Source organism: Aliiroseovarius sp. F20344, assembly GCF_023016155.1.
Taxonomy (GTDB): domain Bacteria; phylum Pseudomonadota; class Alphaproteobacteria; order Rhodobacterales; family Rhodobacteraceae; genus Aliiroseovarius.
Map to the genome: position 1 here is coordinate 380,101 of NZ_JALKBG010000003.1, position 22,145 is coordinate 402,245.

The window sequence follows — 22,145 nt, forward strand, 5'->3', positions numbered from 1 at the left end:
TCCACTCCCGGACTTTCGTTCAGGGTCCGCTATGTCCCGCATAGCCGATAGAAAAAACCGGACCCAATTGGGCCCGGCCAGTCTTACAGGGAGGAATGTGCCCTTAACCTCGGGCACAGGAGGAATGCTAAGCGTTCAGGCGATACCCACCGCTTTCCGTTACCAACAGCCGAGCATTCGAGGGATCGGGCTCGATCTTCTGGCGCAAGCGATAGATGTGGGTTTCAAGCGTGTGGGTGGTGACGCCGGCGTTATAGCCCCAGACCTCGTGCAGCAGCACGTCGCGGGGCACGACCCCATCGTTTGAGCGATAGAGGAACTTCAGGATGTTCGTCTCTTTCTCGGTCAGGCGGACCTTGCGGTCGTCATCGGTCACCAGCATCTTCACGGAAGGCTTGAACGTATACGGCCCAAGCTGGAACACGGCGTCTTCGGACTGTTCGTGCTGACGCAACTGGGCGCGGATACGGGCCAGAAGCACTGGGAATTTGAAAGGCTTTGACACGTAGTCGTTAGCGCCTGCATCCAGCCCCAGAATGGTGTCGGCATCGGTGTCGTGCCCCGTCAGCATCAGGATCGGGCATTTGACCCCCTGCTTGCGCATCACGCGGCACAGCTCGCGCCCATCCGTGTCGGGCAGGCCCACATCCAGGATCACAAGATCATAGAGCGCTTCCTTGGACTTGGTGATCGCCTCGGCCCCGTTTCCGGCTTCGAAGACGTCGAAATCTTCGGTCATCAGAAGCTGTTCGGCCAACGCGTCGCGCAGATCCTCGTCGTCATCTACCAGCAAAATCTTTTTCAGTGTGGACATGGTGCCCTCCTCCGTCGTGTTGCAATCAAATTTGTGGGCGCGCACGGAAATGACAAGATTTGCAACAAAACTCTCACGGCCTCGTGTCAATTCACCGGGAAATGTTTCATATCATGTCAGAACCGCCTATCTAAAGCGTGAAAGGACGCCCATGACGCTTGCCCCCAATCAGACCGAGCTTCTTGCCCGTGCCCGTGCCGATTTGCGCATGGGGGTGCCGGTTGTGCTGCATTTGGATGGACGTGGCGTACTGGCCGCTGCGGCCGAGACATTATCGCCGGGGCGATTGGCCGATCTGCGCGCCTTGGGGGATGCCGTTCTGGCGATCACGCCGCGCCGGGCCGAGACGCTGAAGGCGCGGGCATATTCGGATAAGGTGGCGCGGATTGAACTGCCCTCGGATGCGGATACCCGCTGGATTGCCTCGGTCGCGGATCCGGCAGACGACCTGTCGCACCCGATGAAAGGCCCGTTCCGCACCTGTCGTGGCGGAGATGATGCGCTTGAGGCGCATGCGATCGCGCTATGTAAAACGGCGCAGCTTTTGCCCTCGGCCTTGGTGGTCGAAACGCTGGATGCCAACGAGTTGACCCAAATGCATGGTCTGACGTCAGTGCATCTGAACCCAGAAACGCTCCGCGATTTGCATCTGGCCCCTGTAGTCCACGCCCGTCTGCCTATGCAGGTGTCAGAGGCTGGGCGACTACATATCTTCCGCCCTGAAGATGGGAGCGAGGAGCATTATGCCGTTGAAATCGGCCGCCCTGCTCGTGATGAACCAGTGCTGGCGCGTCTGCATTCGGCCTGTTTCACCGGTGACGTGCTGGGCAGCCTGAAATGCGATTGCGGCCCGCAGTTGAATGCCGCCTTAGCGGCGATGGGGGCGAACGGTGCGGGCGTGCTGCTCTATCTGAACCAGGAAGGCCGAGGCATTGGCCTGGCCAACAAAATGCGCGCCTATTCACTGCAAGATCAAGGATTTGACACGGTCGAAGCCAACCACCGGCTTGGCTTTGAAGATGATGAACGTGATTTCCGTATCGGGTCCGAAATCTTGAAATCGATGGGGTTCAGTCAGGTGAAGCTCATGACCAACAACCCACGCAAAGTGGCGATGATGGAAGAGAACGGGATAAAGGTGGCAGAGCGTGTGCCGCTGAAAGTCGGTGAAGGCGCACATAACGCGGGCTATCTGGCGACAAAAGCCGCGAAATCCGGACATCTGTTGTGATCACCCCGCGCCGCCATGACATGGTCGTGACCCGATGGGGTGCTCGTTTCATGGGCCGACAATTTCCCGTATCGATTGGCCGAGGCGGTATGACGGATGACAAACGCGAAGGCGACGGCGCGACCCCCCGTGGAGTCTGGCGGTTGGTTGGCGGTGGTTATCGTGCTGATCGCCTGCCCCACCCCGACAGCCCGCTGTCCCTAGGTGCTATTGGGCCCAAAGATATCTGGTCAGATGATCCCAATGACCCGGCCTATAATCACGGGTTACGTGCTTCTGACTATTCGCACAGTCATGAAAAGATGCGTATGACCGCACGGCTCTACGACGTGGTTCTGTTCAGCGACTGGAACTACCCAAACGTCACGCCCGGCAAGGGATCCGCGATTTTCGTGCATCAGTGGCGAAAACCACGGCATCCTACAGCAGGATGTCTGGCGTTTGCGCCCAAAGACCTTCACTGGATTATGCAGCGTTGGACAGTGCAGAGCCGGATTATCGTCCGCTAGCCATCAGCCATAGTCGCGTTCGCCAAAGATAGCTGATCCCACACGAACATAAGTCGCGCCCTGCGCTATTGCGCGTTCGAAGTCGCCGCTCATCCCCATCGAAAGCCCTTCTAAACCATGCTGTTTGGCGAGCTTTGCCAGTAGGGCGAAATGCAGGCTGGGTTCCTCTTCTGCCGGGGGGATACACATCAGCCCTTCAACGGGCAGCTTCAATTCACGACAGAGAGCAACAAGTTCTGCAAGATCATCAGGCAGCACACCTGCCTTTTGATCCTCTTCACCCGTGTTCACCTGAATGAAAAGGCGCGGGCAGTGGCCTTCTTCCTCGGCAATGCGGGCGATGGCGCGCGCAAGCTTCGGGCGATCCACTGAATGGATTACGTCAAACAGCCCCAAGGCTTGCCGGGTCTTGTTGGTTTGAAGCGGGCCTATTAGATGAAGCTCGACCTCATCGAACTGATCTTTCAGATCTGGCCATTTACCCGCGGCTTCCTGAACCTTGTTTTCACCAAAAACGCGGTGGCCTTCTTTCAACACCGCCACCACACGTTCCAATGGTTGCACCTTGGAAACGGCGATCAATTGCGCCGATCCGGGTGTACGCCCCATGCGCGCCTCTTCCTTGGCGATGCGGTCCTGAATGTCTGAAAGTGCCATGGGATATCCTGTGATTGTCTCAGACAGGTTTCCCAAAAGAAAAGAGCGGGCGCAAGGCCCGCTCTTCCCATACCAAATAATCCGTTAGGATTAGAAGGTCATGATGATGCCCAGGTCAGCAACGGTCACGCCGCCAACTTCGCCAACACCGGCGTTAACCGAAGCGCCACCGCCGAGGTCGTACGAAACGCCCAGGCCGTATGCGTCAGCAGATACACCAGCTACGTCAACTTCAGCGTATGCTGCGTTAACCGAAACTGCACCCATCGAGTAACCGGCGTTGATGCCGTACGAGGTGATGTCAGCGTCGTCTGCACGCGAGTACAGCAGGTCAACCGAAACGTCACCGATCGCGGCGCCAACTTTAGCGTGGATTGCGCTGCCAACTGCGATGTTGCCCCAGTCGTCATAACCCAGACCGAAGTTGTAGTCACCCATGGTGAAGGTGGCTGCGATCGAGGTGTTTTCTGCGCCGTTCAGGTCGTGCGAGATTGCGATACCGAAGTCACCAAAGGTACCTTCGTACATCATGTTACCAACGTCAGCAGCGTCAACCAGAGCTTCTGCAACGTTGTCTACACCCAGACCCGAGTAACCGATGTCACCGATGCCCAATTTTGCGTCAACAGCCGAACCAACGTCGCCAGCCGAGAACTTGCCGAAGCCGCCTTCGATGTAAGCCGACGAAGCGCCAACAGCGCCACCGGTGGTGCCGGTGGTGATGTCGAAGTCAGCACCGAACGACAGGCCACCATCGGTTTCGCCAGTCATGGCAACCGACAGAGTGGTGTAGTGGTCCAGAGCCCAGTCACCGGTCAGGTCGTTGTAGATCATACCAATGCCAGCTTCGCCCGAGAAGTTAACTTCTGCAGCAGCGATACCAGCGGTTGCGACCAGAGCGGTCGAAGCGAAGAGAATCTTTTTCATTTCGTTTTCCCTCATATTTCAAGAGTTAGCCTCAATTCAGGGGAATCCGAATTGAGTATGCTTGGGTAATTCCACCTTTCCGGCGGTCATTGCAAGCGGGCTGAAACGTTGAAAACCGTTTGCGGGTCGCATTGGTGCTTCTATGCCACAGTTTCTTTCACCCATCCGGCGAAAACCCTCAAAATCAAGCGATTCTTCGAAAAATCAGCTGTTTCATGACATTTGGGAAAACGCTTGCCCGCCCGCAGGTGCTTATATACTAACAAGAGGAATTTTTAGCATATGGGGCTGTTTCATGGGCATCCTTAAAACTTCTGCCTTCGGTCTGTCGTTGATTGCGATTCTTGGCTTGTCCGCCTGTGGCGGCAGCCGTGGATCCGCTGGATCGGGCAATATTTTTGGCGGAGGCTCAAACGCCCAACAGCAAGGTGGTGGGATACAACACACCCCACAAGCTGAAGAACCGCGTGAGACGATCTGGGATTTGTTCAAAAACGTGGACGATCCTAACACCACTGTCGAAGTAAACCGGTATATCTGGAACGCGTCGCTGGATGTTCTCAGCTTTATGCCCGTTCAAGCAGCTGATCCGTTCTCGGGCATCATCGTGTTCGGATATGGTCGTCCACCGGGTGGCGGTACTGCCTATAAAGCTACTGTATATGTTCGTGACCCCGCCTTAGACGCGCGTTCGCTGTCTGTTGCGCTTTATTCTCGCAGCGGTCCTGCCAGTGCCGAGGCTGTGCGTAAGATCGAAGATGCGATCCTCACACGGGCACGCCAGCTACGTATTCGTGACGGCAAGCTCTAGACCCGGATCGACCAGACTTATAAGACATGCGCCGGGCCCACTGCCCGGCGTTTTCACATCAAGGACCTGACGAATGTCGCGATACACTGCCGCCGATATTGAACCGAAATGGCAAAAAGCCTGGGACGAGGCCGGAATCTTCACCGCAAAGCGCGATGAATCGAAGCCCAAGTATTATGTGCTCGAGATGTTCCCCTATCCGTCAGGCCGGATTCATATGGGTCACGTGCGCAACTATACGATGGGCGACGTGATCTCGCGCTATAAGTCATCCTGCGGCTTCTCGGTTCTGCATCCGATGGGCTGGGACGCCTTCGGGATGCCCGCCGAAAACGCGGCGATGGCGCAGGGCGGCCACCCCGGCACTTGGACCTATGACAACATCAAGACCATGAAAGGTCAGATGAAGCCGCTTGGCCTGTCGATTGACTGGAGCCGCGAGTTTGCGACCTGTGATCCAGAGTATTACGGCCAACAGCAGTCCATGTTCATCGATTTTATGGAGCGTGGGCTGGTTTACCGTAAAAACGCCACGGTGAACTGGGATCCGGTTGATATGACCGTTTTGGCCAACGAGCAGGTGATTGACGGTTGCGGCTGGCGCTCGGGTGCGCCTGTTGAACGTCGCGACCTGACGCAATGGTTCTTCAGGATTTCGGATTATTCCAGCGAACTCTTGGACGCGTTGGACGGTTTGGACAACTGGCCCGAGAAAGTGCGCACCATGCAGGCCAACTGGATTGGCAAATCGCAAGGTCTGCAATTCAGCTTTGAACGTGTGGATGGTGGTGAAGGGATCGAGGTTTACACCACACGTCCCGACACCCTGAACGGCGCCAGCTTCATCGGCATCTCGCCCGATCATCCGATTTCCAAGGCGCTTGAGACCGAAAACCCTGAAATCGCAGCGCAGCTTGTCGAAATGCGCAAGGGCGGCACCACCGCCGAGGCCATCGAGACCGCCGAGAAGCTGGGCTATGACACTGGCATCCGCGTGAAACACCCGCTGAACCCGGATTGGGAGCTGCCGGTCTGGATCGCTAACTTCATTCTGATGGATTACGGCACCGGCGCGATTTTCGCATGTCCGGCGCATGACCAGCGCGATTTGGACTTCTGCCGCAAGTACGATCTGCCGGTTGTGGACACGTTCCTGTCTCTAGAAAACCCGGTACCCGTAGAAAACGAAGCCTTCGTGCCGCCGAAAACCGAAAAGGTGAAGTGGGTTGATCACTTCGCCGGTCTGGACGAGGCCACCGGAGAAGAGGCGATTGATGCAACGGTCAAGTTCGCCGAAAAGGCCGGCTGGGGCACAGGCGTCGAGAAATTCCGCCTGCGCGACTGGGGTCTGAGCCGCCAGCGCTATTGGGGCTGCCCGATTCCGGTCGTTCACTGTGACGATTGCGGAGTTGTGCCCGAGAAAAAAGAGAACCTACCGGTCAAACTGCCTGAGGATGTCAGCTTCGACGTGCCCGGCAACCCGCTGGACCGCCATCCGACATGGCGTGATTGCGCCTGCCCGTCCTGCGGCAAGCCCGCCAAACGTGAAACCGACACGATGGACACTTTCGTCGATTCATCTTGGTATTACGCACGCTTTACGTCTCCGAACGCGGCAACGCCGACTGATTTGGAAGAAGCGTCCTATTGGATGAACGTCGACCAGTATATCGGCGGCATCGAGCACGCGATCCTGCACCTGCTCTATTCGCGCTTCTTCGCCCGTGCGATGAACATCTGCGGCCACCTGCCAGAAAAAGCACGTGAGCCGTTTAATGCGCTGTTCACCCAAGGCATGGTGACGCACGCAATCTATAAGAACGCTGAACGCAAAGATGAACACGGCCGCGCGATCTATCACTATCCGGAAGAGGTGGAAGACCGCGACGGTGTAACCGTTGTTGCCTCGACCGGCGAAAAGGTGGACGTGATCCCCTCGGCCAAGATGTCGAAGTCGAAAAACAACGTGGTTGACCCGGTGAACATCATCGAAGCCTTCGGCGCCGACACCGCCCGTTGGTTTGTCCTCAGCGATTCGCCCCCTGAACGCGACGTGGAATGGACTGCATCCGGCGCAGAGGCTGCAGCAAAGCACTTGAGCCGAGTGTTTGCCACTGCCGTGAAAACTGCAGATATGGACGATGCGGACGGAAACGACGAAGAGCTGTTGCGCGCCATGCACAAGGCCATCCACGATGTGACCATGGGCATCGAAAGCTTCGGCTTTAACGCGGCAATCGCAAAGCTTTACGCCTTCCAGAACGCGATTTCGAAGTCGAAAGCCGGTGGGAATGCCCAAAAGCTCGCCATGCGCACCATGGCACAGCTAATGTCACCCATGACTCCGCACCTGTCCGAGGAAGTCTGGTCGATGCTGGGTGGCGAAGGGCTGGTGGCACAGGCCGCGTGGCCTGTCGCGGACGAAGCCATGCTGGTTGAAGACACGGTGACCATGCCGATCCAGATCAACGGCAAGCGCCGTGCGGAAATCAGCGTGCCCAAGGACATGGACAAAGCCGAGGTTGAAAAACTTGCGCTGGCCGAGGATGCTGTCGTCAGGGCGCTTGATGGTAAGGCCCCGAAGAAAGTCATCGTTGTTCCGGGACGTATTGTGAATGTCGTCGTCTAATCGCCGCCTCTTCCTGACCTTCGCCATTGCCGGGCTGGCTCTGGCGGGTTGCGGGTTCACGCCCGTGCATGGTCCGGGGGGATCGGCCGAAGGGTTGCGCGGTGCAGTGACTGTTACCGCGCCGAACGATGCCAACAGCTATGAGTTCGTGAAGCGGATGGAAGAGCGGATGGGCCGCAATCTGTCTGCGCCCTATCGGTTGGACTACACGATTACTACCAAATCCGAAGGTGTTGGTGTCACGCCCCGACAAGAAATCACCCGAAATCAAGTTCTGGGTGTGATCGAGTTTGCCGTGACTTCGATCGCGACGGGTGAGGTTGTGGATCGCGGGACGGTCACAAATTTCACGTCCTATTCGACAGAAGGGTCCACGGTGTCGACCGCCTCGGTCGAGCGTGATGCAAATCGGCGCTTGATGGTGCTTCTTGCTGACCAGATCACCACACGTTTCTTAGCCACCTTCGCAGGCTGGGGTAAATGAAACTTTCACCTCGGGATGCCAGCGGCTATTTCGCCAAACCCGATCCGAAACGGATGGGCATTCTGATTTTTGGGGCAGACGCCATGCGTGTGGCGTTGAAACGGCAAGAGCTGATTGCGAATCTGATTGGGCCCGAAGGCGAAGATGAAATGCGTCTGACACGCATTCCCGCCGCCGATCTGCGCAAAGACCCTGCCCTTTTGTCTGACGCGATCAAGGCGCAAGGGTTCTTTCCCGGTCCACGTGTGGCCTTCGTCGAAGATGCCACGGACGCGCTGGCCAAGATCATCACGCCTGCAATCGCAGATTGGCAAGACGGCGACGCACAAGTTGTGGTGACGGCAGGGTCGCTTACGGCGCGATCCGCTTTGCGCAAATTGTTCGAGGGCCATCCCAACGCTTTTGCTGCCGGGATCTATGACGATCCCCCATCGCGTGAAGATATCGAAGCTGACCTGAAACGCGCGGGCATTCAGCAAGTCAGCCCCGAGGCCATGACAGACCTCGTTGGTCTCTCGCGTGATCTGGACCCCGGCGATTTCCGGCAAACAGTAGAAAAGCTGGGCTTGTACAAACTGTCTGATCCAACTCCGGTGACCCCGGATGACGTGTTGGCTGTTGCGCCCGCATCAACCGAGGCCGCGTTGGACGATCTTCTGCATATCGTCGCCGAGGGAAAAGCGGGCGAAATAGGCCCTGTTCTTGCGAAACTGCAGGCGCAGGGTGTAGCAGCTGTTGGTCTTTGCATCGGGGCCACCCGACATTTCCGCGCGCTTCATGCGGCCAGCTCGGATCCCGCGGGACCGGGACAGGGCATCAATCGTTTGCGACCACCCGTACATTTCAAATCACGCGATCGCATGGTCCGGCAGGCCAACAAATGGGGGCTGAGGCGTCTGGAAAAGGCGCTGGAAGTACTGATCGACACGGACCTGACGCTGCGATCCGCCCAGAAAGCCCCGCAAATGGCGTTGATGGAGCGGACCTTGATCCGTTTGGCAATGATGGGCGGCCAGCGCTAGGCCAAGGCAAACGCCGCAGCAGCGCGACCAGCGTGACGCCCCGTGGCGAAGCAAGTGGTCAAAAGATATCCGCCGGTCGGAGCTTCCCAATCCAGCATCTCACCACATGCAAAGACGCCGGGCATCGACGTAATCATCAATCCGTCATCAAGCGCATTAAAGGACAGACCACCTGCGGTCGAAATCGCTTCGTCGATCGGGCGCGGTCCATGGTGTGAAACGGGAAGCGCTTTGATCAGTACTGCCAGTTTTGCAGGATCCGATGGCAAGGGCCGGGCAAATTCTTGCAAAAGCGCGATCTTTACTGGATCAAGTTTCAGCGTCTTTCGCAGATGGTTCGACAAGCTCGCTTTGCCGCGCGGACGGGACAAGCGGCCTGATACGTCTTGTAGGCTTCGGTTCGGCACCAAATCCAAGGTCAGCGCAGCACCCTCGCGCATCTCGCGGCTAACCGCATAGATCGCTGATCCTTCTAGCCCGCGCGAGGAAACGATGAATTCACCCAAAACCGATTGGTTCCCAGCCATAACGCGCACAGCTTTCACGGGCTGACCGAAATGGCGGGACATGTGGTCACTCCAATCCATAGCAAAACCCATGTTTGCGGGTTTGAAAGGCGCGAGGGGTACACCCTTTTCCGCAAGGATAGAGACCCATTTTCCATCAGATCCAAGCTTTGACCAGCTGGCCCCGCCCAGCGCCAAGACCGTAACATCGGGGGAAATCTGGGATGGCCCGTCTGGCGTATCGAATTGCATCGCGTCGCCCTCTACACCAACCCAACGCCAGTTTCGGTGAAGCTTAACGCCAAGACCGTCCAACCGCTCAAGCCACGCACGCAATAGGGGCGAGGCCTTCATGGCCTTGGGAAACACGCGGCCAGAGGAACCCGTGAAAACCTCTTGCCCCAAGCCCTGTGCCCACTCTTGCACAGCTTCAGGTCCAAACTCAGAGACGATGTTTCGAAGTCGGTCCGCACCGTGAATTTGGCTCAAGAACGCCGAAATAGGCTCTGATTTTGTAAGGTTCAGCCCCGATTTCCCTGCCATCAAAAACTTGCGCGCAGGCGATGGCTTGGCATCGGCCACGGTGACAGACAGCCCGGCCGTTGCCAGTTCTTCGGCGGCCATCAATCCTGCAGGGCCTGCGCCAATAACAAGTGCTGTTTTCACGAGGGTTTCGATCCGTCGCCCAACATCTCGACCACACGGTGGGGATAGGGGATTTCGATCTTGTTGGCCTTAAGCGTCTTCCAGATTTGCATCATCACACGAGGCGTGAATTTGTTGCGACCGTCATCAATACCGTTCACCCAAAACTCCAAAGCGAAATCGACGCCGCTATCACCGAAAGCGCGCAGCTCACAATCGGGCAAATGTTCTTTCGTGTCGGTAAGAACGAAGTCCAGCTCGGCAACGGCCTTTTCGACCAGCGCGGGCACAGCTTCGATGTCGGCCTTGTAGCTGACCGAGAACGGCGCCTCGTACCGATTAGCGCTGCCTGCATCCGAATAGTTCACAACACGGGTGGTGATGAAATGTTCGTTTGGGACAACGATCCAACGGCCGTCAAACGTCTCTAATATGGCGGCCCGGGCTGTCATCTTAACAATTGTGCCAGCTTCGCCGCCATCCAGTTCGACATAGTCGCCCACCGTCGCCTGGCCTTCCAACAAAAGGATGATCCCCGAAATGAAGTTCGAGGCAATCTGCTGCAACCCAAAGCCCAGCCCGACACCAATCGCACCGCCTAACACGGCCAGCGACGTCAAGTTGATGCCCATGATATTCATCAGCACAAGGAAGGCCGCGCCAAAGATACCAATCTCAGCCGCTTTCACCGCCAGCTCGCGCGTGGCGGGACGCATTTCTTCCTGTTTTTTAATGGCCTGTGCGGTCTGGTCGTTGGACCAACGGCCCAGCCAGAAAATCACACCCCCAACAACAGCAAACCGGATGGCAAACAGAAGCGAGAAGCTCATGTTGCCAAGCGGAACGACGGTTTCATCCAATTTAGCAGTGACCAAATCGAGCAGCCCTACAGCGTAGAGCGCAGCCATAGGAATCAGGATGTATTTGCCCAGAAGTTTCAGGAACGAGTCGCTGATGATCTTGTGCACGAAAGCGCGTACGGCAAGCAACAGGAAGACCCGTTTGCCAAAGGCAATAACCGCACCCGACCCAAAGATCGATCGGGTCACCTGTTCACCCAGCGCCGTATAGCCCCAAGCCAAAAGCGGCATGGTCAGAGGCAGAAAGATCAGGGCGAAAAGGCGAAGCTTTGCGATTGGATGGTTGCGATCCCCATTGGGCGTCAGGATACGCGTCAGAAATGGCTCGAGCTTCTTGTCGGTAAACCGCGCGGCCAGATAGGCAACGACCAGCAGCCCGAACTGGGACCAGGCCGCAGGGGACAAAAGCCAACCTTCGGCGATCGCCCACCCTTGGTTCAAATAATCGAGCGCCGTATCCACGATCTGAGGTCGATTTTCCATCTGCTTATCCTCGCCTTCACGCAAACCCTGATGAAACCTTTAAAGATGGATAGCGGTTTGGCCCCAAAGGGCAAGGGTTCCTTGGGGGTTTGAGCGTTGTTTGGACGGGCGATATCACGTGTAATGACTTAAAAAACTTACGACCGACAGCAGCGCAATGCCTATGTTTGGCTGGATTAGAGCCTGCTATGGAACCATCCGCTTCATCGCGGCCACATGATCTGCGCTTTGAGTACGTGCGTGATCTGCCAGCTCGAGCGCTGCACCCATTAGATCCTCTGGCTCAGCAACCCGATCAATCAGACCCCAGCTCAATGCCTCGTCCGTCAGGATCTTCTGCCCAGCCATCAGGATCATCTTAGCCCGCGCTGGACCTACGAGCGCTGACAGGCGCGCAGGATCAGACGGTTGCGGCAGATACCCCAACTTCATCACCGGATAGAAGAACTTGGAACTCGGTACGGAAATGCGCAAATCACAGGCTAAAGCCATGCCAAACGCGCCACCGGCAAGTGTACCGTTCAGGGCGGTAATGGTCAGGCAAGGTGCTGCAGCAATCGCCCCGGAGAGGCGTTCCCACACATCATCGGTGGCCAAACCTGCTTTCGCTTCGTCCAGATCAGCGCCGGCAGAAAACACCTTGCCCACACCAGTCAGGATAAGCACGCGCGCATCACCCGCAGCGTCCTGCGCGATTTGCGCCAGCTCTTCCAGCATCGCCTTGGTCAGCGAGTTTGCCTTGTCCGGTCGGTTAATTGACACCGTCCAGACACCGTTCTCCTTCGTAAGGTCAATCATCCGAATACGTTCGCCCGTTTTCTGATTTCTACATCACGAAGCGAGATTTCCTGACCCAGAAACTCATCCGCATCGGTCGAGCACATCCACAACAGCGTCCGCGCAGGCCATTCAGCAGGAATGTGATCATCCCAATTCAGTTGCGCCACGGCATTGATGCCAGAGGATTTGATCTCACGCTGCATTTGGGTCGCGACGGTGCCCGGAGACAGGCCAATGGCGCGGATGCCTTTGCCTGCGGTTTCAAGGTGCAGCGCTTCGTTGAACATATGCACGCCCGCTTTCGACGTGCAGTAATGCGCCCAGCCCTCTAAGGGATGATGCGCGGCCCCCGAACTGATGGTCAGGATCGACCCGCCACCTTGTTCAATCATGTAAGGAAGGGCGGCTCTTGCGCCGTAATAGACACCTTTTAGGTTCACATCGATCACATGGCCCCAGTCGTCCGGGTTCGAGGTTTCCAGCGGCCCAATTGGTTCAATGACACCCGCATTGTTGATCAGCACATCGACAGCGCCAAAGCGTCCATGCGCCAGATCGACTGCGGCTTTCACCTGGCTCCAATTTGACACATCGCATGTCACGGCAAGTGCGCGTTCGCCAATCGACTCCGCAATCGCCTGAATCTGGGCGGCACTGCGGGCCGTCAGAACCACGTTTGCCCCAGCCTGCGCAAAGATGTGCGCCGCGGCTTCTCCGATCCCGCGACTGGCGCCGGTGATCAGTACGGTTTTTCCTGTCATATCATGCATATGGAGCCCTCCCTGCCTGTTATGCTAGCGCAGCATCGCCACAGAAGCCAGAGACACATCTTGCGAGCAAGAGGTGCAGAGGTTACCTGAAAGGCACGTAATCGAAAGGACGCCCCATGCGCGCATCGCTTGACAGCCTGACACAACAGCTTTTGGACGCCGCCCGTAAGGCGGGGGCCGACCGGGCTGACGCATTGGCCGTGGATGGAACCTCGGTTTCGATTGATGTCTTGAACGGCAAGCTGGAACATGCGGAACGGTCCGAGGGCGTGGATATCGGGCTGCGCGTCATGCTGGGTCAACGTCAGTCCTGCGTATCTGCCTCGGATGTCTCTGAGGCGACGATTGAAGCCATGGCCGAGCGTGCCGTGGCCATGGCCAAGGAAGCGCCTGAAGATCCCCATATTGCACAGGCTGATCCTGCTGATCTGGCAACGGATTGGGATCTGGACGCCTTGGAAATGGCCGACCCGAGTGCCGAACCAGACCCCGCCGCGCTGGAGCGTGATGCGTTAGAGGCTGAAGCCGCCGCGTTGGCTGTCGAAGGCGTGTCGCAGGTCAGCAGTTCGTCGGCCGGATATGGACGGCACCAGTTCCATCTGGCGTGCTCAAACGGGTTTACCGGCGGATATGGGCGCACAAACCGCGCGATCTCGACCGTGGCGATCACCGGCGAGGGCGCGACGATGGAACGTGACTATGCCGGCGAGATGCGCATCTATCAGGGCGATCTGCCCAGCGCCGAAGAAATTGGAACCAAGGCCGGAACCCGCACCGTCGAACGTCTGGGCGCAAAGAAACCCCTAACGGGTGCCTATCCTGTGCTCTACGACGAGCGTATTTCATCATCTCTGATCAGCCACCTTCTTTCCGCTTCCAACGGCATGATGATCGCGCGTGGGTCGTCATGGCTGTTGAATGCGTTGGGCGAACAGGTGCTGCCGGACGGGATTGATTTGATTGAAGACCCGCATCGCAAACGTATTTCCGGCTCGCGTCCATTCGACGGCGAAGGGCTGGCGACGAAGACCCGCAAAATCATCGACAACGGGCAGCTGACCGGCTGGACGCTGGACATCGCCACGGCGCGGCAATTGGGCATGACAAGCACCGCCAGCGCAACGCGTGGAACATCCTCTCCGCCCTCGCCTTCGATCTCAAATGTGGCTCTAACACAGGGTAATTCGACCAAAGAGGATCTGATCGCTCAGATGGGCACCGGTCTTTTGGTGACATCGATGATCGGGTCCACAATCAACCCGAACACGGGTGATTATTCCCGCGGGGCGTCAGGCTTCTGGATCGAAAACGGAGAGATCGCCTATCCCGTAAATGAATGCACAATCGCAGGAAATCTGCGCGACATGCTGATGCGGATCACGCCTGCCAATGATGCCGAACAGCATCTCAGCCGTATGATCCCCAGCCTGCTGGTCGAAGGGATGACCCTTGCCGGTGACTGATGATCTGTCCCTTCTAATCGACGCGGCACAGAACGCGGGAAAGATCGCCTCGGGCTTCTTTCACGGATCCGCCGAACGCTGGGACAAACCCGGCGGGCAAGGCCCTGTGACCGAGGCTGATCTGGCCGTAGATCGCATGTTGCGCGCCGAGCTCACTAGCTCGCGCCCCGGTTATGGCTGGCTGTCGGAAGAGACCGAGGATACTCCCGCGCGACTTGAAGCCGAGCAGGTGTTCATCGTCGACCCAATCGACGGAACACGGTCTTTCATCGAAGGCTCGACCACATGGGCACATTCACTGGCCATCGCCCGAAACGGCATCGTTGAGGCCGCTGTGGTGTACCTGCCCGAACGCGGCAAGCTTTATGCGGCCGCAAAAGGTCAGGGTGCGACACTGAATGGCAATGCCTTGAATGTCAGTCCCAAAGCAGAGATTGAAGGCGCCACCGTGTTGGCCGCGAAACCCAACTTCGACCCTACTTTCTGGCGAAACAGAGACGTTCCCCCGGTCGAGCGCGTGTTCAGAAGTTCGCTGGCTTATCGCCTTTCTCTGGTGGGCGAGGGTCGGTTTGACGCCATGATGACCTTGCGCCCCACATGGGAATGGGACGTCGCGGCAGGGTCATTGATCGTCGAAGAAGCAGGCGGCAAGGTAACGGATCAGATCAAAGGATTTGCGCGGTTCAACAACCCTCATCCGCAGTTGCACGGATTGGTGGCAGGCACCCCGCCCGTCCAGGATGCTCTGGTGAAACGGTTAGCGGAAACGTTAGCCTAACAATCCAGTGAAAAAAGGGCATTGCCAAGCGTTCGCTCATCGCTAACATATGAGAAACTTCATATGTTTAAGGATGCCTTCGTGACAGACACCCGTACCCCCCCGAACCGCCGCCCTCTGACCCTCCGTGACGTATCCGAAGCCTCGGGCGTCAGCGAAATGACGGTCAGCCGGGTGTTGCGAAACCGCGGGGATGTCAGTCAGGCCACGCGCGACCGCGTATTGGAGGCCTCGAAAGAGCTTGGTTATGTGCCCAACAAGATCGCGGGTGCGCTGGCCTCGCAACGGGTGAACCTTGTTGCTGTGATTATCCCGTCGCTTTCGAATATGGTCTTTCCCGAAGTGATGATGGGCATCAATGAGGTGCTGGACGAAACGCCTTTGCAGCCGGTCGTCGGGGTTACAAATTACGATCCAGTGCGCGAAGAAAAAGTGCTTTACGAAATGCTGTCTTGGCGTCCGTCTGGCGTGATCATCGCTGGGCTTGAGCATTCGGACGCTGCGAAGGCGATGCTGAAAGCCGCTGGCATTCCTGTGGTCGAGATCATGGATACGGATGGCGACGCGATCGACGCCTGCGTAGGCATCTCGCACCGTCGCGCAGGGCGCAAAATGGCCAAGTCGATCCTGAAGGCCGGGTACAAAAACATCGGCTTCCTTGGCACGAAAATGCCGCTGGATCACCGCGCCCGCAAACGGTTCGAGGGGTTCACCGAGGTGCTGGCCAAAGAAGGGATCGAGATTGCAGATCGCGAGTTCTACGAAGGCGGGTCCGCTCTGGCCAAAGGGCGCGAGATGACCGAAGTCATGCTGGAACGCACGCCTGAACTGGATTTCCTTTATTATTCCAATGACATGATCGGCGCGGGTGGGCTTCTCTATTGCCTCGACAAGGGAATTTCTGTTCCGGGCCAGATCGGCCTGGCGGGCTTTAACGGAGTTGAACTTCTGGACGGATTGCCGCGCCAGCTGGCCACCATGGATGCCTGCCGCAAAGAGATCGGCCGCGCTGCCGCAAAGATCATCGCGGATCGCAGCACTGAAAGCGGCGATACCGGAGGTGGCGAGCGTATCGAGCTTTCCCCCAAGATCGAAGCAGGCCAAACCCTAAAACGCCGCTGAACCCTTCTGGACAAGCCCAAACGGCTTGCCTATTTCCTGCATGAAAGGCCCCGTGGCTCAACTGGATAGAGCAGCCCCCTCCTAAGGGGCAGGTTGCAGGTTCGAATCCTGCCGGGGTCGCCATTTCGCTATCAGATCATCCGGATCACATCTTTATCGATCGAAAGCATGTAACCGCGCCGCGCGATGGTTTTCACCAGAAGTTCGCTCATCAACTGATTGCCCAGCGCGTCGCGCAGGCGTTTAATGCGGGTTGCTCCTGCGGCTTCGTCACATTCCGACGGATCGCGACCGGAAATCAGCCCTTCAAGCTCGGACCCAGACAGTACATCTTCGTCCATCCGTGCTTCTGCGAGAGCAGACAAGGTTTCGATGGCGGCCTCGGTCAGCGAGAACTCCATATTGTTCAGGTAAACCGTGCGTTCCTCGCGGCTGATCAGAAGCGAATTCACTTGGATGCCCGCGCGTTCGATCTCGCTCATCCGGCGGTTCAGGCTGAAGATCGTCAGAAGGAAAACAAGCGCCGCAATCAAAAGTGCTGTTGCGAAGATCAACAGCACGAAGATCACCATACGATAGCTGGTCAGAGTATCAGCAAAGGCCGTGCCGGATTGCGCCAGAATCTCAAGCAATTTGATTTCCGCCCCTGAGTTCAGACCGTCATTTTCGACAAAGATCTGCTCGACCCGGGCATTGAATGCGTTCGCATCCGGCAGGGTCATGAACAAGAAGACGGCAGCCACAAGCAGGATCACGACAATCGCCGTAATGCCCATCATAACCACACGGTTCGACCGCTTCAGCGTATCAGAAGCGTAGGAAGAATTTTCCGGCACTCTCTTTCCTTTCCTCAAGACCTCTGTCGTCAAATATGGATTGGACTTTCAAAAGGGACCAGCCATTTGCCCCGAGACGATCACTTATTTGCCGACGCGCGGCCTTGCGATCATCACAGACATCGTCTGACAGCTCGATCACACCATAGTGGAGCTTCAGCGGATCATCCCGTTTGGCTTTGTAATCAGCATAGCAGGCGGCTTGGGCCGTTGATGCCATGGCGATCAGAACAAGTGAGAGTGCGGTTTTTTTCATCATGCGTTGAACATGCTGTGGGACTGGCCGTTATTCAATAACAAACCCCTCTTCCAAGCCTTGATAGGCGATAGCAATCGCCCGTTATTGCCTGTCTTCCAGGGCCGGGCCCATGTTGGTTGCATCTTCCGCGCCTTGTTCGCGCTGCCCCAACAGAAAGGAGGATCCTATGATCCGCAACTCAATGCTCAGCTCTTTCGTGAAGCTTATTCTAAGTGGCGTACTGGCCGCGACACTGACAGCGATGCCTGTGCAAGCGCGGGATAAGACTTCCGGTGACGACAGTGCCGCAATCATTGCCGCTCTATTGGGACTGGTCACGCTAGGCGTCCTGTTGTCCGGGAACGACGATGAACCAAGCTATCCAGGTGGGCACATCACAAACCCTTACAAACCGACCCACCCGCACCGCCCACACGGCGTCACCACATTTCGCAAGCTGCCGTCCAATTGCCTACGTGAATACCGTACGCAGACGGGCCGCAAGATCATGTTCGGCAACAAATGCCTGCAAAAAAGATTCAAATACGCCCACGAACTTCCCCGCGCTTGTCAGAACACAGTTGTCGTTCGGAATCGCAAAGGTGTCTACGTCGCACGACGCGGGTATGTCCCCGCCTGCCTCAGCAAACGAGGCTACCGCGCGACCCGCAGATACTAAGGAACATCGAGCAGCGGCGCGCCGGTCCCTTTCACTTCACGCGCCGTTAAACTTGGCAGAGGCTTCGGTCTCTGCCCTTTTTACTTGCGGGACTGGGTAGATTGAGTCACCCCATGGGCATGACAAAACCTGTTCCTGATTTCAGTTTTGAAACCACCGCGATAGAGCGCGGTTATTGCTATATTGCTGGTGTGGACGAAGTTGGGCGCGGTCCGCTGGCCGGCCCCGTGACTGCCGCTGCCGTGATTCTAAACCCTGAAGATATTCCTGAAGGGCTAAACGATTCCAAAGCGCTGTCTGCAAAACGGCGTGAAGCGTTGTGGGAAACGATTCATGACAAAGCCTGTGTGTGCATTGCCCATGCATCGGTCGAAGAGATTGATGAGCTAAACATACTGCGCGCCAGCCATCTGGCGATGGAGCGCGCAGTCGCTGGGCTTTCTCAATCGGCGGACTATCTGCTAATCGACGGAAACCAGACGCCGCGCGACCTGACACTGCCATCCGAAACCATTGTGAAGGGCGACGCGCGGTCCGTGTCGATTTCTGCCGCGTCGATCGTGGCAAAAACTGCTCGTGATCGGATCATGGTGGATTTGGCGCAACAGTACCCCGGCTATGGCTGGGAGACGAACGCGGGATACCCATCAAAAAGTCACAGGTTGGCGCTTCAAAATCTTGGGGTAACCCCACACCATAGACGTTCGTTCAAGCCAGTACACAATATCTTGTATCAACAGAAAAATGTAAGTGACTGATTCAAAAAAGAATTTGACGACGAATCGTCTTTGAATCATCCTAACCTCATCAAAACGAGCGTGAAAACACGCCGCTGATAAGAGCGCAAAATGCGCCGGTACATGAGGCAGAAATGGTAACCAAAACCAAAGTAAAGGCGGCTGTAGAGCTGCCCCTGAATCAGATTCTTGACGGTGACTGCATCGAAGTGATGAACAGTCTGCCGGAAAACTCGGTCGATATGATTTTCGCCGATCCCCCCTATAACTTGCAGTTGAAAGGCGAACTTCATCGCCCCGACAATTCGAAAGTCGACGCCGTCGATGACGAATGGGACCAGTTCGACAGCTTCAAAGCGTATGACCATTTTACACGTTCTTGGCTGAAAGCCGCGCGCCGCATTCTAAAACCGAATGGCGCGATCTGGGTCATCGGCTCTTATCACAATGTCTTCCGTATGGGCGCCGAGCTACAGAACCAAGGCTATTGGATTCTGAACGATGTGGTTTGGCGCAAGTCGAACCCGATGCCGAATTTCCGCGGCAAGCGCTTTACCAATGCGCATGAAACGATGATCTGGGCTTCGAAATCCGAAGGGGCCAAGTACACCTTTAACTATGAAGCCCTGAAGGCGCTGAACGAAGGTATTCAGATGCGTTCCGACTGGGTTCTGCCAATCTGCACAGGCCACGAGCGCCTGAAAGACGAAAACGGCGACAAAGCACATCCGACTCAGAAACCGGAAAGCCTGCTGCATCGCGTTTTGGTTGGCTCGACCAACCCCGGCGATGTGATCCTTGATCCGTTCTTTGGGACCGGCACCACGGGTGCGGTTGCGAAGATGCTGGGCCGTGACTTCATTGGCATCGAACGCGAGGCCGCTTACCGCAAGGTCGCCGAGAAACGTATCGCCAAGGTACGCAAGTTCGACAAAGAAGCCCTGACCACCACACCATCGAAACGCGCAGAACCGCGTGTTCCCTTCGGTCAGCTGGTCGAACGCGGCATGCTGCGTCCGGGTGAAATCCTGTCCAGCCCGCGTGGTAAAACCGCGAAGGTCCGTGCTGACGGTACGCTGATTTCCGGCGAGGCCCGCGGCTCGATCCACCAGGTTGGCGCAGCGCTGGAAAGTGCGCCCAGCTGCAATGGCTGGACCTACTGGCACTTCAAGCAGGACGGAAAGAAGGTTCCGATCGACCTGCTGCGCCAACAAATCCGCGCGGAAATGAACTAATCCACAAAGAATTTGCGGTGCGCGCATCAGACGCGCCCGCACCATCAGGTACCGCCTGTGCCTGTGGCCCGCCGCCACAGCACAACCTGACTGGCCCTGCCTACTTGTTAGGCAGGGCTTTTTTTGCTTTCTGGGGGCATGACACCGATCCTTTATTCCTTCCGCCGCTGCCCCTATGCCATCCGCGCCCGTTTGGCGATTGCCAGCGCTGGTGTGCAGGTTGAGCTGCGCGAGATCCTTTTGCGCGACAAGCCACCCGCGTTTCTGGAGGCATCGCCAAGCGCGACGGTGCCCTGTCTTGTTCTGGAAGGCCGCGTGCTGGATGAAAGCTTTGACATCATGCGCTGGGCATTAGAGCAGTCCGATCCTGAAGGGCTTCTGCAGATGCCGGATGAAGGGTTGGAGCTGATCCAGATGTTTGATGGACCGTTCAAGCAGGCGTTAGATTTGACGAAATACGCGGTGCGGCACCCCGACAGTGATCCCGAAATCACGCGTGCTGATGCAATGGAAATGCTGAGAGGTTTGGAAAAGCAACTTTCAGAAGGATGGCTCTTTGGCGCCCGCCCCACATTGGCGGATCTGGCAACACTTCCGTTCCTGCGGCAGTTTGCGAATATCGACAAACCCCGCTTCAACAGCGAGGTCACACCCAACGTTTCAGCTTGGTTAGAGACGTTTTTGGCCAGTGATCGGCTTTCCTTCGTTATGAAGAAATACCCCGTCTGGACAGACAAAGACGCGCCGCTGCACTTCCCTTAACGGATCGCGGGCGGCGGCAAAGTTCCGGCCTTGTAAGCGCTCCAATCCTCAACTTCCGGGTAGTGCAGCTTCCGCCAAGCACGCACGCGCGGATTCATCACGCGCCGCCAGACGGGCGGGATCAGCGCGGCCATCGTCATTACCGGATAACCATAAGGAAGCTGCGGCGCTTCGGCGTCAGGATAGGTCTGCAACAGCGGAAAACGACGGGCGGGTTTGTAATGGTGATCCGAATGGCGCTGAAGATTAATCAGCAACCAATTTGACGCCTTGTGATCTGCGTTCCAGCTGTGATGCGGCATCACGCGCTCGTACTTCCCATCGCCTAGGTGCTTACGAGTCAGACCATAGTGCTCGACATAATTCGTCAGCTCCAGCTGCCAGATGGCAACAAATGCTTGAAAGGCAAATAGCGCAAGACCAATCCAGCCGCCCACCCAGACGGCCAGGATAATGGCGATCAGTTGCAACGACCCATAACGCCAAAAGGGGTTCGCTCGATCAGAAACGGCCAAGCCGCGACGCGCCAGCATCGCTTTCTCGGCTTTCCAGGCCGAGACCGGGGCCTCGAACAGCACGCGAAGGAAGAAACGGTGGAAGCCTTCATTGTACTTAGCCGTCACCGCATCGCGGGTTGTGCCCACATGGGGATGGTGAACCAGCAGATGCTCGGTGCGAAAGTGACTGTATAGGACGGTGGCTAAAAGTAGATCACCCAACCACCGTTCGAGCCGGTTGGATTGGTGCATCAGCTCGTGGCTATAGACAATCCCGACCGTGCCGGACAAAACACCAACGCCAAAAAACGCGCCGAACTTTTCGGCCGTGCTCAGATGCTCGGCCCCGGTGACGTACCAAATCATTCCGTAAATCATCACGAACTGGACCGGGAACCAGACCATCGTAATCGCGCGGTACCAAAACAGATCAGCATCCTCGATCGAGGGGTCCGCATTTTCCGTATACCGCCCCATCACCGCATCTAGGATCGTATAGAGCCACCATGTACCCAGTGGCGGCAGTAACAGAAACCAACCGCCCTGTGTTGCAGCAGCAATCACCAGAAAGGGCAGGACAATCGAAATCCCAAACGGGGCAGCGTTGCGAAACCGCGATACTGTGGGCGCAGAGAGCATAAGAAAGGTCCTTTTGTTGCCCTAAGACTAG

At 56.9% G+C, this 22,145-nt stretch carries 23 protein-coding genes and 1 tRNA gene; 14 read left to right on the plus strand and 10 right to left on the minus strand.

The window, feature by feature from the left end; translation table 11 throughout:
• Positions 1–127 precede the first annotated feature (127 nt).
• On the minus strand, positions 128–814 hold the full coding sequence (locus MWU55_RS02370; protein ID WP_246934098.1) for a response regulator transcription factor: 687 nt from the start codon (positions 812–814) through the stop codon (positions 128–130).
• Between the two features lie 151 nt (positions 815–965).
• Between MWU55_RS02370 and ribA the strand changes: the two genes are divergently transcribed.
• On the plus strand, positions 966–2,045 hold the full coding sequence (gene ribA / locus MWU55_RS02375; RefSeq protein ID WP_246934099.1) for a GTP cyclohydrolase II: 1,080 nt from the start codon (positions 966–968) through the stop codon (positions 2,043–2,045).
• Positions 2,046–2,065: 20 nt separating this feature from the next.
• Positions 2,066–2,554, plus strand: coding sequence for a L,D-transpeptidase family protein (locus MWU55_RS02380; RefSeq protein WP_246934477.1), 489 nt, complete (start codon positions 2,066–2,068; stop codon positions 2,552–2,554).
• Between the two features lie 3 nt (positions 2,555–2,557).
• Here the strand turns inward: MWU55_RS02380 and MWU55_RS02385 are convergent, their stop codons facing one another.
• On the minus strand, positions 2,558–3,211 hold the full coding sequence (locus MWU55_RS02385) for a YggS family pyridoxal phosphate-dependent enzyme (protein WP_246934100.1): 654 nt from the start codon (positions 3,209–3,211) through the stop codon (positions 2,558–2,560).
• A 90-nt stretch (positions 3,212–3,301) separates the two neighbouring features.
• The gene (locus MWU55_RS02390; protein ID WP_246934101.1) at positions 3,302–4,138 is read right to left on the minus strand and encodes a porin; all 837 of its coding nucleotides are present in this window, start codon (positions 4,136–4,138) and stop codon (positions 3,302–3,304) included.
• 295 nt (positions 4,139–4,433) lie between these two features.
• On the opposite strand from MWU55_RS02390, the gene MWU55_RS02395 reads away from it, so the two are divergent.
• The 4 genes from MWU55_RS02395 to holA all read left to right on the plus strand — a co-directional run bounded on the left by MWU55_RS02395 (position 4,434) and on the right by holA (position 9,084).
• Positions 4,434–4,949 carry a DUF3576 domain-containing protein gene (locus MWU55_RS02395; protein ID WP_246934102.1) on the plus strand — a complete coding sequence of 172 codons (516 nt, stop codon included), beginning with the start codon at positions 4,434–4,436 and terminating at the stop codon, positions 4,947–4,949.
• 73 nt (positions 4,950–5,022) lie between these two features.
• Complete coding sequence (leuS, locus tag MWU55_RS02400) at positions 5,023–7,578, plus strand: leucine--tRNA ligase (protein WP_246934103.1); 2,556 nt, start codon at positions 5,023–5,025, stop codon at positions 7,576–7,578.
• The gene (locus tag MWU55_RS02405) at positions 7,565–8,062 is read left to right on the plus strand and encodes a hypothetical protein (RefSeq protein WP_246934104.1); all 498 of its coding nucleotides are present in this window, start codon (positions 7,565–7,567) and stop codon (positions 8,060–8,062) included. Before leuS ends, MWU55_RS02405 begins: the two co-directional genes overlap by 14 nt.
• Positions 8,059–9,084, plus strand: coding sequence for a DNA polymerase III subunit delta (holA, locus tag MWU55_RS02410; protein ID WP_246934105.1), 1,026 nt, complete (start codon positions 8,059–8,061; stop codon positions 9,082–9,084). The genes MWU55_RS02405 and holA overlap by 4 nt, the downstream gene beginning before the upstream one ends.
• On the opposite strand, the gene MWU55_RS02415 is transcribed toward holA, so the two are convergent.
• From MWU55_RS02415 to MWU55_RS02430, 4 genes are all read right to left on the minus strand, one after another.
• Positions 9,081–10,256 (minus strand): TIGR03862 family flavoprotein, encoded by a 1,176-nt coding sequence (locus MWU55_RS02415; RefSeq protein WP_246934106.1) that lies wholly within the window; start codon positions 10,254–10,256, stop codon positions 9,081–9,083. The two genes, holA and MWU55_RS02415, sit on opposite strands and share 4 nt — an antisense overlap.
• On the minus strand, positions 10,253–11,578 hold the full coding sequence (locus MWU55_RS02420; protein WP_246934107.1) for a mechanosensitive ion channel domain-containing protein: 1,326 nt from the start codon (positions 11,576–11,578) through the stop codon (positions 10,253–10,255). Before MWU55_RS02420 ends, MWU55_RS02415 begins: the two co-directional genes overlap by 4 nt.
• Before the next feature lie 186 nt (positions 11,579–11,764).
• Positions 11,765–12,376, minus strand: coding sequence for an enoyl-CoA hydratase/isomerase family protein (locus MWU55_RS02425; RefSeq protein WP_246934108.1), 612 nt, complete (start codon positions 12,374–12,376; stop codon positions 11,765–11,767).
• Positions 12,373–13,128, minus strand: a complete 756-nt coding sequence (locus MWU55_RS02430; protein WP_246934109.1) for an SDR family oxidoreductase — start codon at positions 13,126–13,128, stop codon at positions 12,373–12,375. The genes MWU55_RS02425 and MWU55_RS02430 overlap by 4 nt, the downstream gene beginning before the upstream one ends.
• 116 nt (positions 13,129–13,244) lie before the next feature.
• Here MWU55_RS02430 and MWU55_RS02435 point away from each other — a divergent pair, with 116 nt between their 5' ends.
• From MWU55_RS02435 to MWU55_RS02450, 4 genes are all read left to right on the plus strand, one after another.
• The gene (locus MWU55_RS02435) at positions 13,245–14,591 is read left to right on the plus strand and encodes a TldD/PmbA family protein (RefSeq protein ID WP_246934110.1); all 1,347 of its coding nucleotides are present in this window, start codon (positions 13,245–13,247) and stop codon (positions 14,589–14,591) included.
• Positions 14,578–15,369, plus strand: coding sequence for a 3'(2'),5'-bisphosphate nucleotidase CysQ (locus tag MWU55_RS02440; protein WP_246934111.1), 792 nt, complete (start codon positions 14,578–14,580; stop codon positions 15,367–15,369). The genes MWU55_RS02435 and MWU55_RS02440 overlap by 14 nt, the downstream gene beginning before the upstream one ends.
• 81 nt (positions 15,370–15,450) lie before the next feature.
• On the plus strand, positions 15,451–16,491 hold the full coding sequence (locus MWU55_RS02445; protein WP_246934112.1) for a LacI family DNA-binding transcriptional regulator: 1,041 nt from the start codon (positions 15,451–15,453) through the stop codon (positions 16,489–16,491).
• 46 nt (positions 16,492–16,537) lie between these two features.
• Positions 16,538–16,614 (plus strand) — tRNA-Arg (locus MWU55_RS02450).
• A gap of 8 nt (positions 16,615–16,622) precedes the next feature.
• Here MWU55_RS02450 and MWU55_RS02455 read toward each other — a convergent pair.
• Positions 16,623–17,327 (minus strand): hypothetical protein, encoded by a 705-nt coding sequence (locus tag MWU55_RS02455; RefSeq protein ID WP_246934113.1) that lies wholly within the window; start codon positions 17,325–17,327, stop codon positions 16,623–16,625.
• Complete coding sequence (locus MWU55_RS02460; protein ID WP_348646204.1) at positions 17,299–17,586, minus strand: hypothetical protein; 288 nt, start codon at positions 17,584–17,586, stop codon at positions 17,299–17,301. The genes MWU55_RS02455 and MWU55_RS02460 overlap by 29 nt, the downstream gene beginning before the upstream one ends.
• A gap of 166 nt (positions 17,587–17,752) precedes the next feature.
• On the opposite strand from MWU55_RS02460, the gene MWU55_RS02465 reads away from it, so the two are divergent.
• From MWU55_RS02465 to MWU55_RS02480, 4 genes are all read left to right on the plus strand, one after another.
• A complete protein-coding gene (locus MWU55_RS02465; RefSeq protein WP_246934114.1) occupies positions 17,753–18,244 on the plus strand; it encodes a hypothetical protein in 492 nt (163 codons plus the stop codon).
• A gap of 119 nt (positions 18,245–18,363) precedes the next feature.
• On the plus strand, positions 18,364–19,002 hold the full coding sequence (locus MWU55_RS02470; RefSeq protein ID WP_246934115.1) for a ribonuclease HII: 639 nt from the start codon (positions 18,364–18,366) through the stop codon (positions 19,000–19,002).
• Between the two features lie 113 nt (positions 19,003–19,115).
• Complete coding sequence (locus tag MWU55_RS02475) at positions 19,116–20,216, plus strand: site-specific DNA-methyltransferase (protein WP_246934116.1); 1,101 nt, start codon at positions 19,116–19,118, stop codon at positions 20,214–20,216.
• A 138-nt stretch (positions 20,217–20,354) separates the two neighbouring features.
• The gene (locus tag MWU55_RS02480) at positions 20,355–20,978 is read left to right on the plus strand and encodes a glutathione S-transferase (RefSeq protein WP_246934117.1); all 624 of its coding nucleotides are present in this window, start codon (positions 20,355–20,357) and stop codon (positions 20,976–20,978) included.
• Here the strand turns inward: MWU55_RS02480 and MWU55_RS02485 are convergent.
• On the minus strand, positions 20,975–22,114 hold the full coding sequence (locus MWU55_RS02485) for an alkane 1-monooxygenase (protein WP_246934118.1): 1,140 nt from the start codon (positions 22,112–22,114) through the stop codon (positions 20,975–20,977). The genes MWU55_RS02480 and MWU55_RS02485 overlap by 4 nt on opposite strands.
• Positions 22,115–22,145: the final 31 nt, after the last annotated feature.

Excerpts from the sequence above, each read along its gene's own strand:
- MWU55_RS02370 (WP_246934098.1), bottom strand. The coding sequence starts at position 814 with ATGTCCACACTGAAAAAGATTTTGCTGGTAGATGACGACGAGGATCTG.
- ribA (WP_246934099.1), top strand. The coding sequence starts at position 966 with ATGACGCTTGCCCCCAATCAGACCGAGCTTCTTGCCCGTGCCCGTGCC.
- MWU55_RS02380 (WP_246934477.1), top strand. The coding sequence starts at position 2,066 with ATGGTCGTGACCCGATGGGGTGCTCGTTTCATGGGCCGACAATTTCCC.
- MWU55_RS02385 (WP_246934100.1), bottom strand. The coding sequence starts at position 3,211 with ATGGCACTTTCAGACATTCAGGACCGCATCGCCAAGGAAGAGGCGCGC.
- MWU55_RS02390 (WP_246934101.1), bottom strand. The coding sequence starts at position 4,138 with ATGAAAAAGATTCTCTTCGCTTCGACCGCTCTGGTCGCAACCGCTGGT.
- MWU55_RS02395 (WP_246934102.1), top strand. The coding sequence starts at position 4,434 with ATGGGCATCCTTAAAACTTCTGCCTTCGGTCTGTCGTTGATTGCGATT.
- leuS (WP_246934103.1), top strand. The coding sequence starts at position 5,023 with ATGTCGCGATACACTGCCGCCGATATTGAACCGAAATGGCAAAAAGCC.
- MWU55_RS02405 (WP_246934104.1), top strand. The coding sequence starts at position 7,565 with ATGTCGTCGTCTAATCGCCGCCTCTTCCTGACCTTCGCCATTGCCGGG.
- holA (WP_246934105.1), top strand. The coding sequence starts at position 8,059 with ATGAAACTTTCACCTCGGGATGCCAGCGGCTATTTCGCCAAACCCGAT.
- MWU55_RS02420 (WP_246934107.1), bottom strand. The coding sequence starts at position 11,578 with ATGGAAAATCGACCTCAGATCGTGGATACGGCGCTCGATTATTTGAAC.
- MWU55_RS02425 (WP_246934108.1), bottom strand. The coding sequence starts at position 12,376 with ATGATTGACCTTACGAAGGAGAACGGTGTCTGGACGGTGTCAATTAAC.
- MWU55_RS02430 (WP_246934109.1), bottom strand. The coding sequence starts at position 13,128 with ATGCATGATATGACAGGAAAAACCGTACTGATCACCGGCGCCAGTCGC.
- MWU55_RS02435 (WP_246934110.1), top strand. The coding sequence starts at position 13,245 with ATGCGCGCATCGCTTGACAGCCTGACACAACAGCTTTTGGACGCCGCC.
- MWU55_RS02460 (WP_348646204.1), bottom strand. The coding sequence starts at position 17,586 with ATGATGAAAAAAACCGCACTCTCACTTGTTCTGATCGCCATGGCATCA.
- MWU55_RS02465 (WP_246934114.1), top strand. The coding sequence starts at position 17,753 with ATGATCCGCAACTCAATGCTCAGCTCTTTCGTGAAGCTTATTCTAAGT.
- MWU55_RS02470 (WP_246934115.1), top strand. The coding sequence starts at position 18,364 with ATGACAAAACCTGTTCCTGATTTCAGTTTTGAAACCACCGCGATAGAG.
- MWU55_RS02475 (WP_246934116.1), top strand. The coding sequence starts at position 19,116 with ATGGTAACCAAAACCAAAGTAAAGGCGGCTGTAGAGCTGCCCCTGAAT.
- MWU55_RS02480 (WP_246934117.1), top strand. The coding sequence starts at position 20,355 with ATGACACCGATCCTTTATTCCTTCCGCCGCTGCCCCTATGCCATCCGC.
- MWU55_RS02485 (WP_246934118.1), bottom strand. The coding sequence starts at position 22,114 with ATGCTCTCTGCGCCCACAGTATCGCGGTTTCGCAACGCTGCCCCGTTT.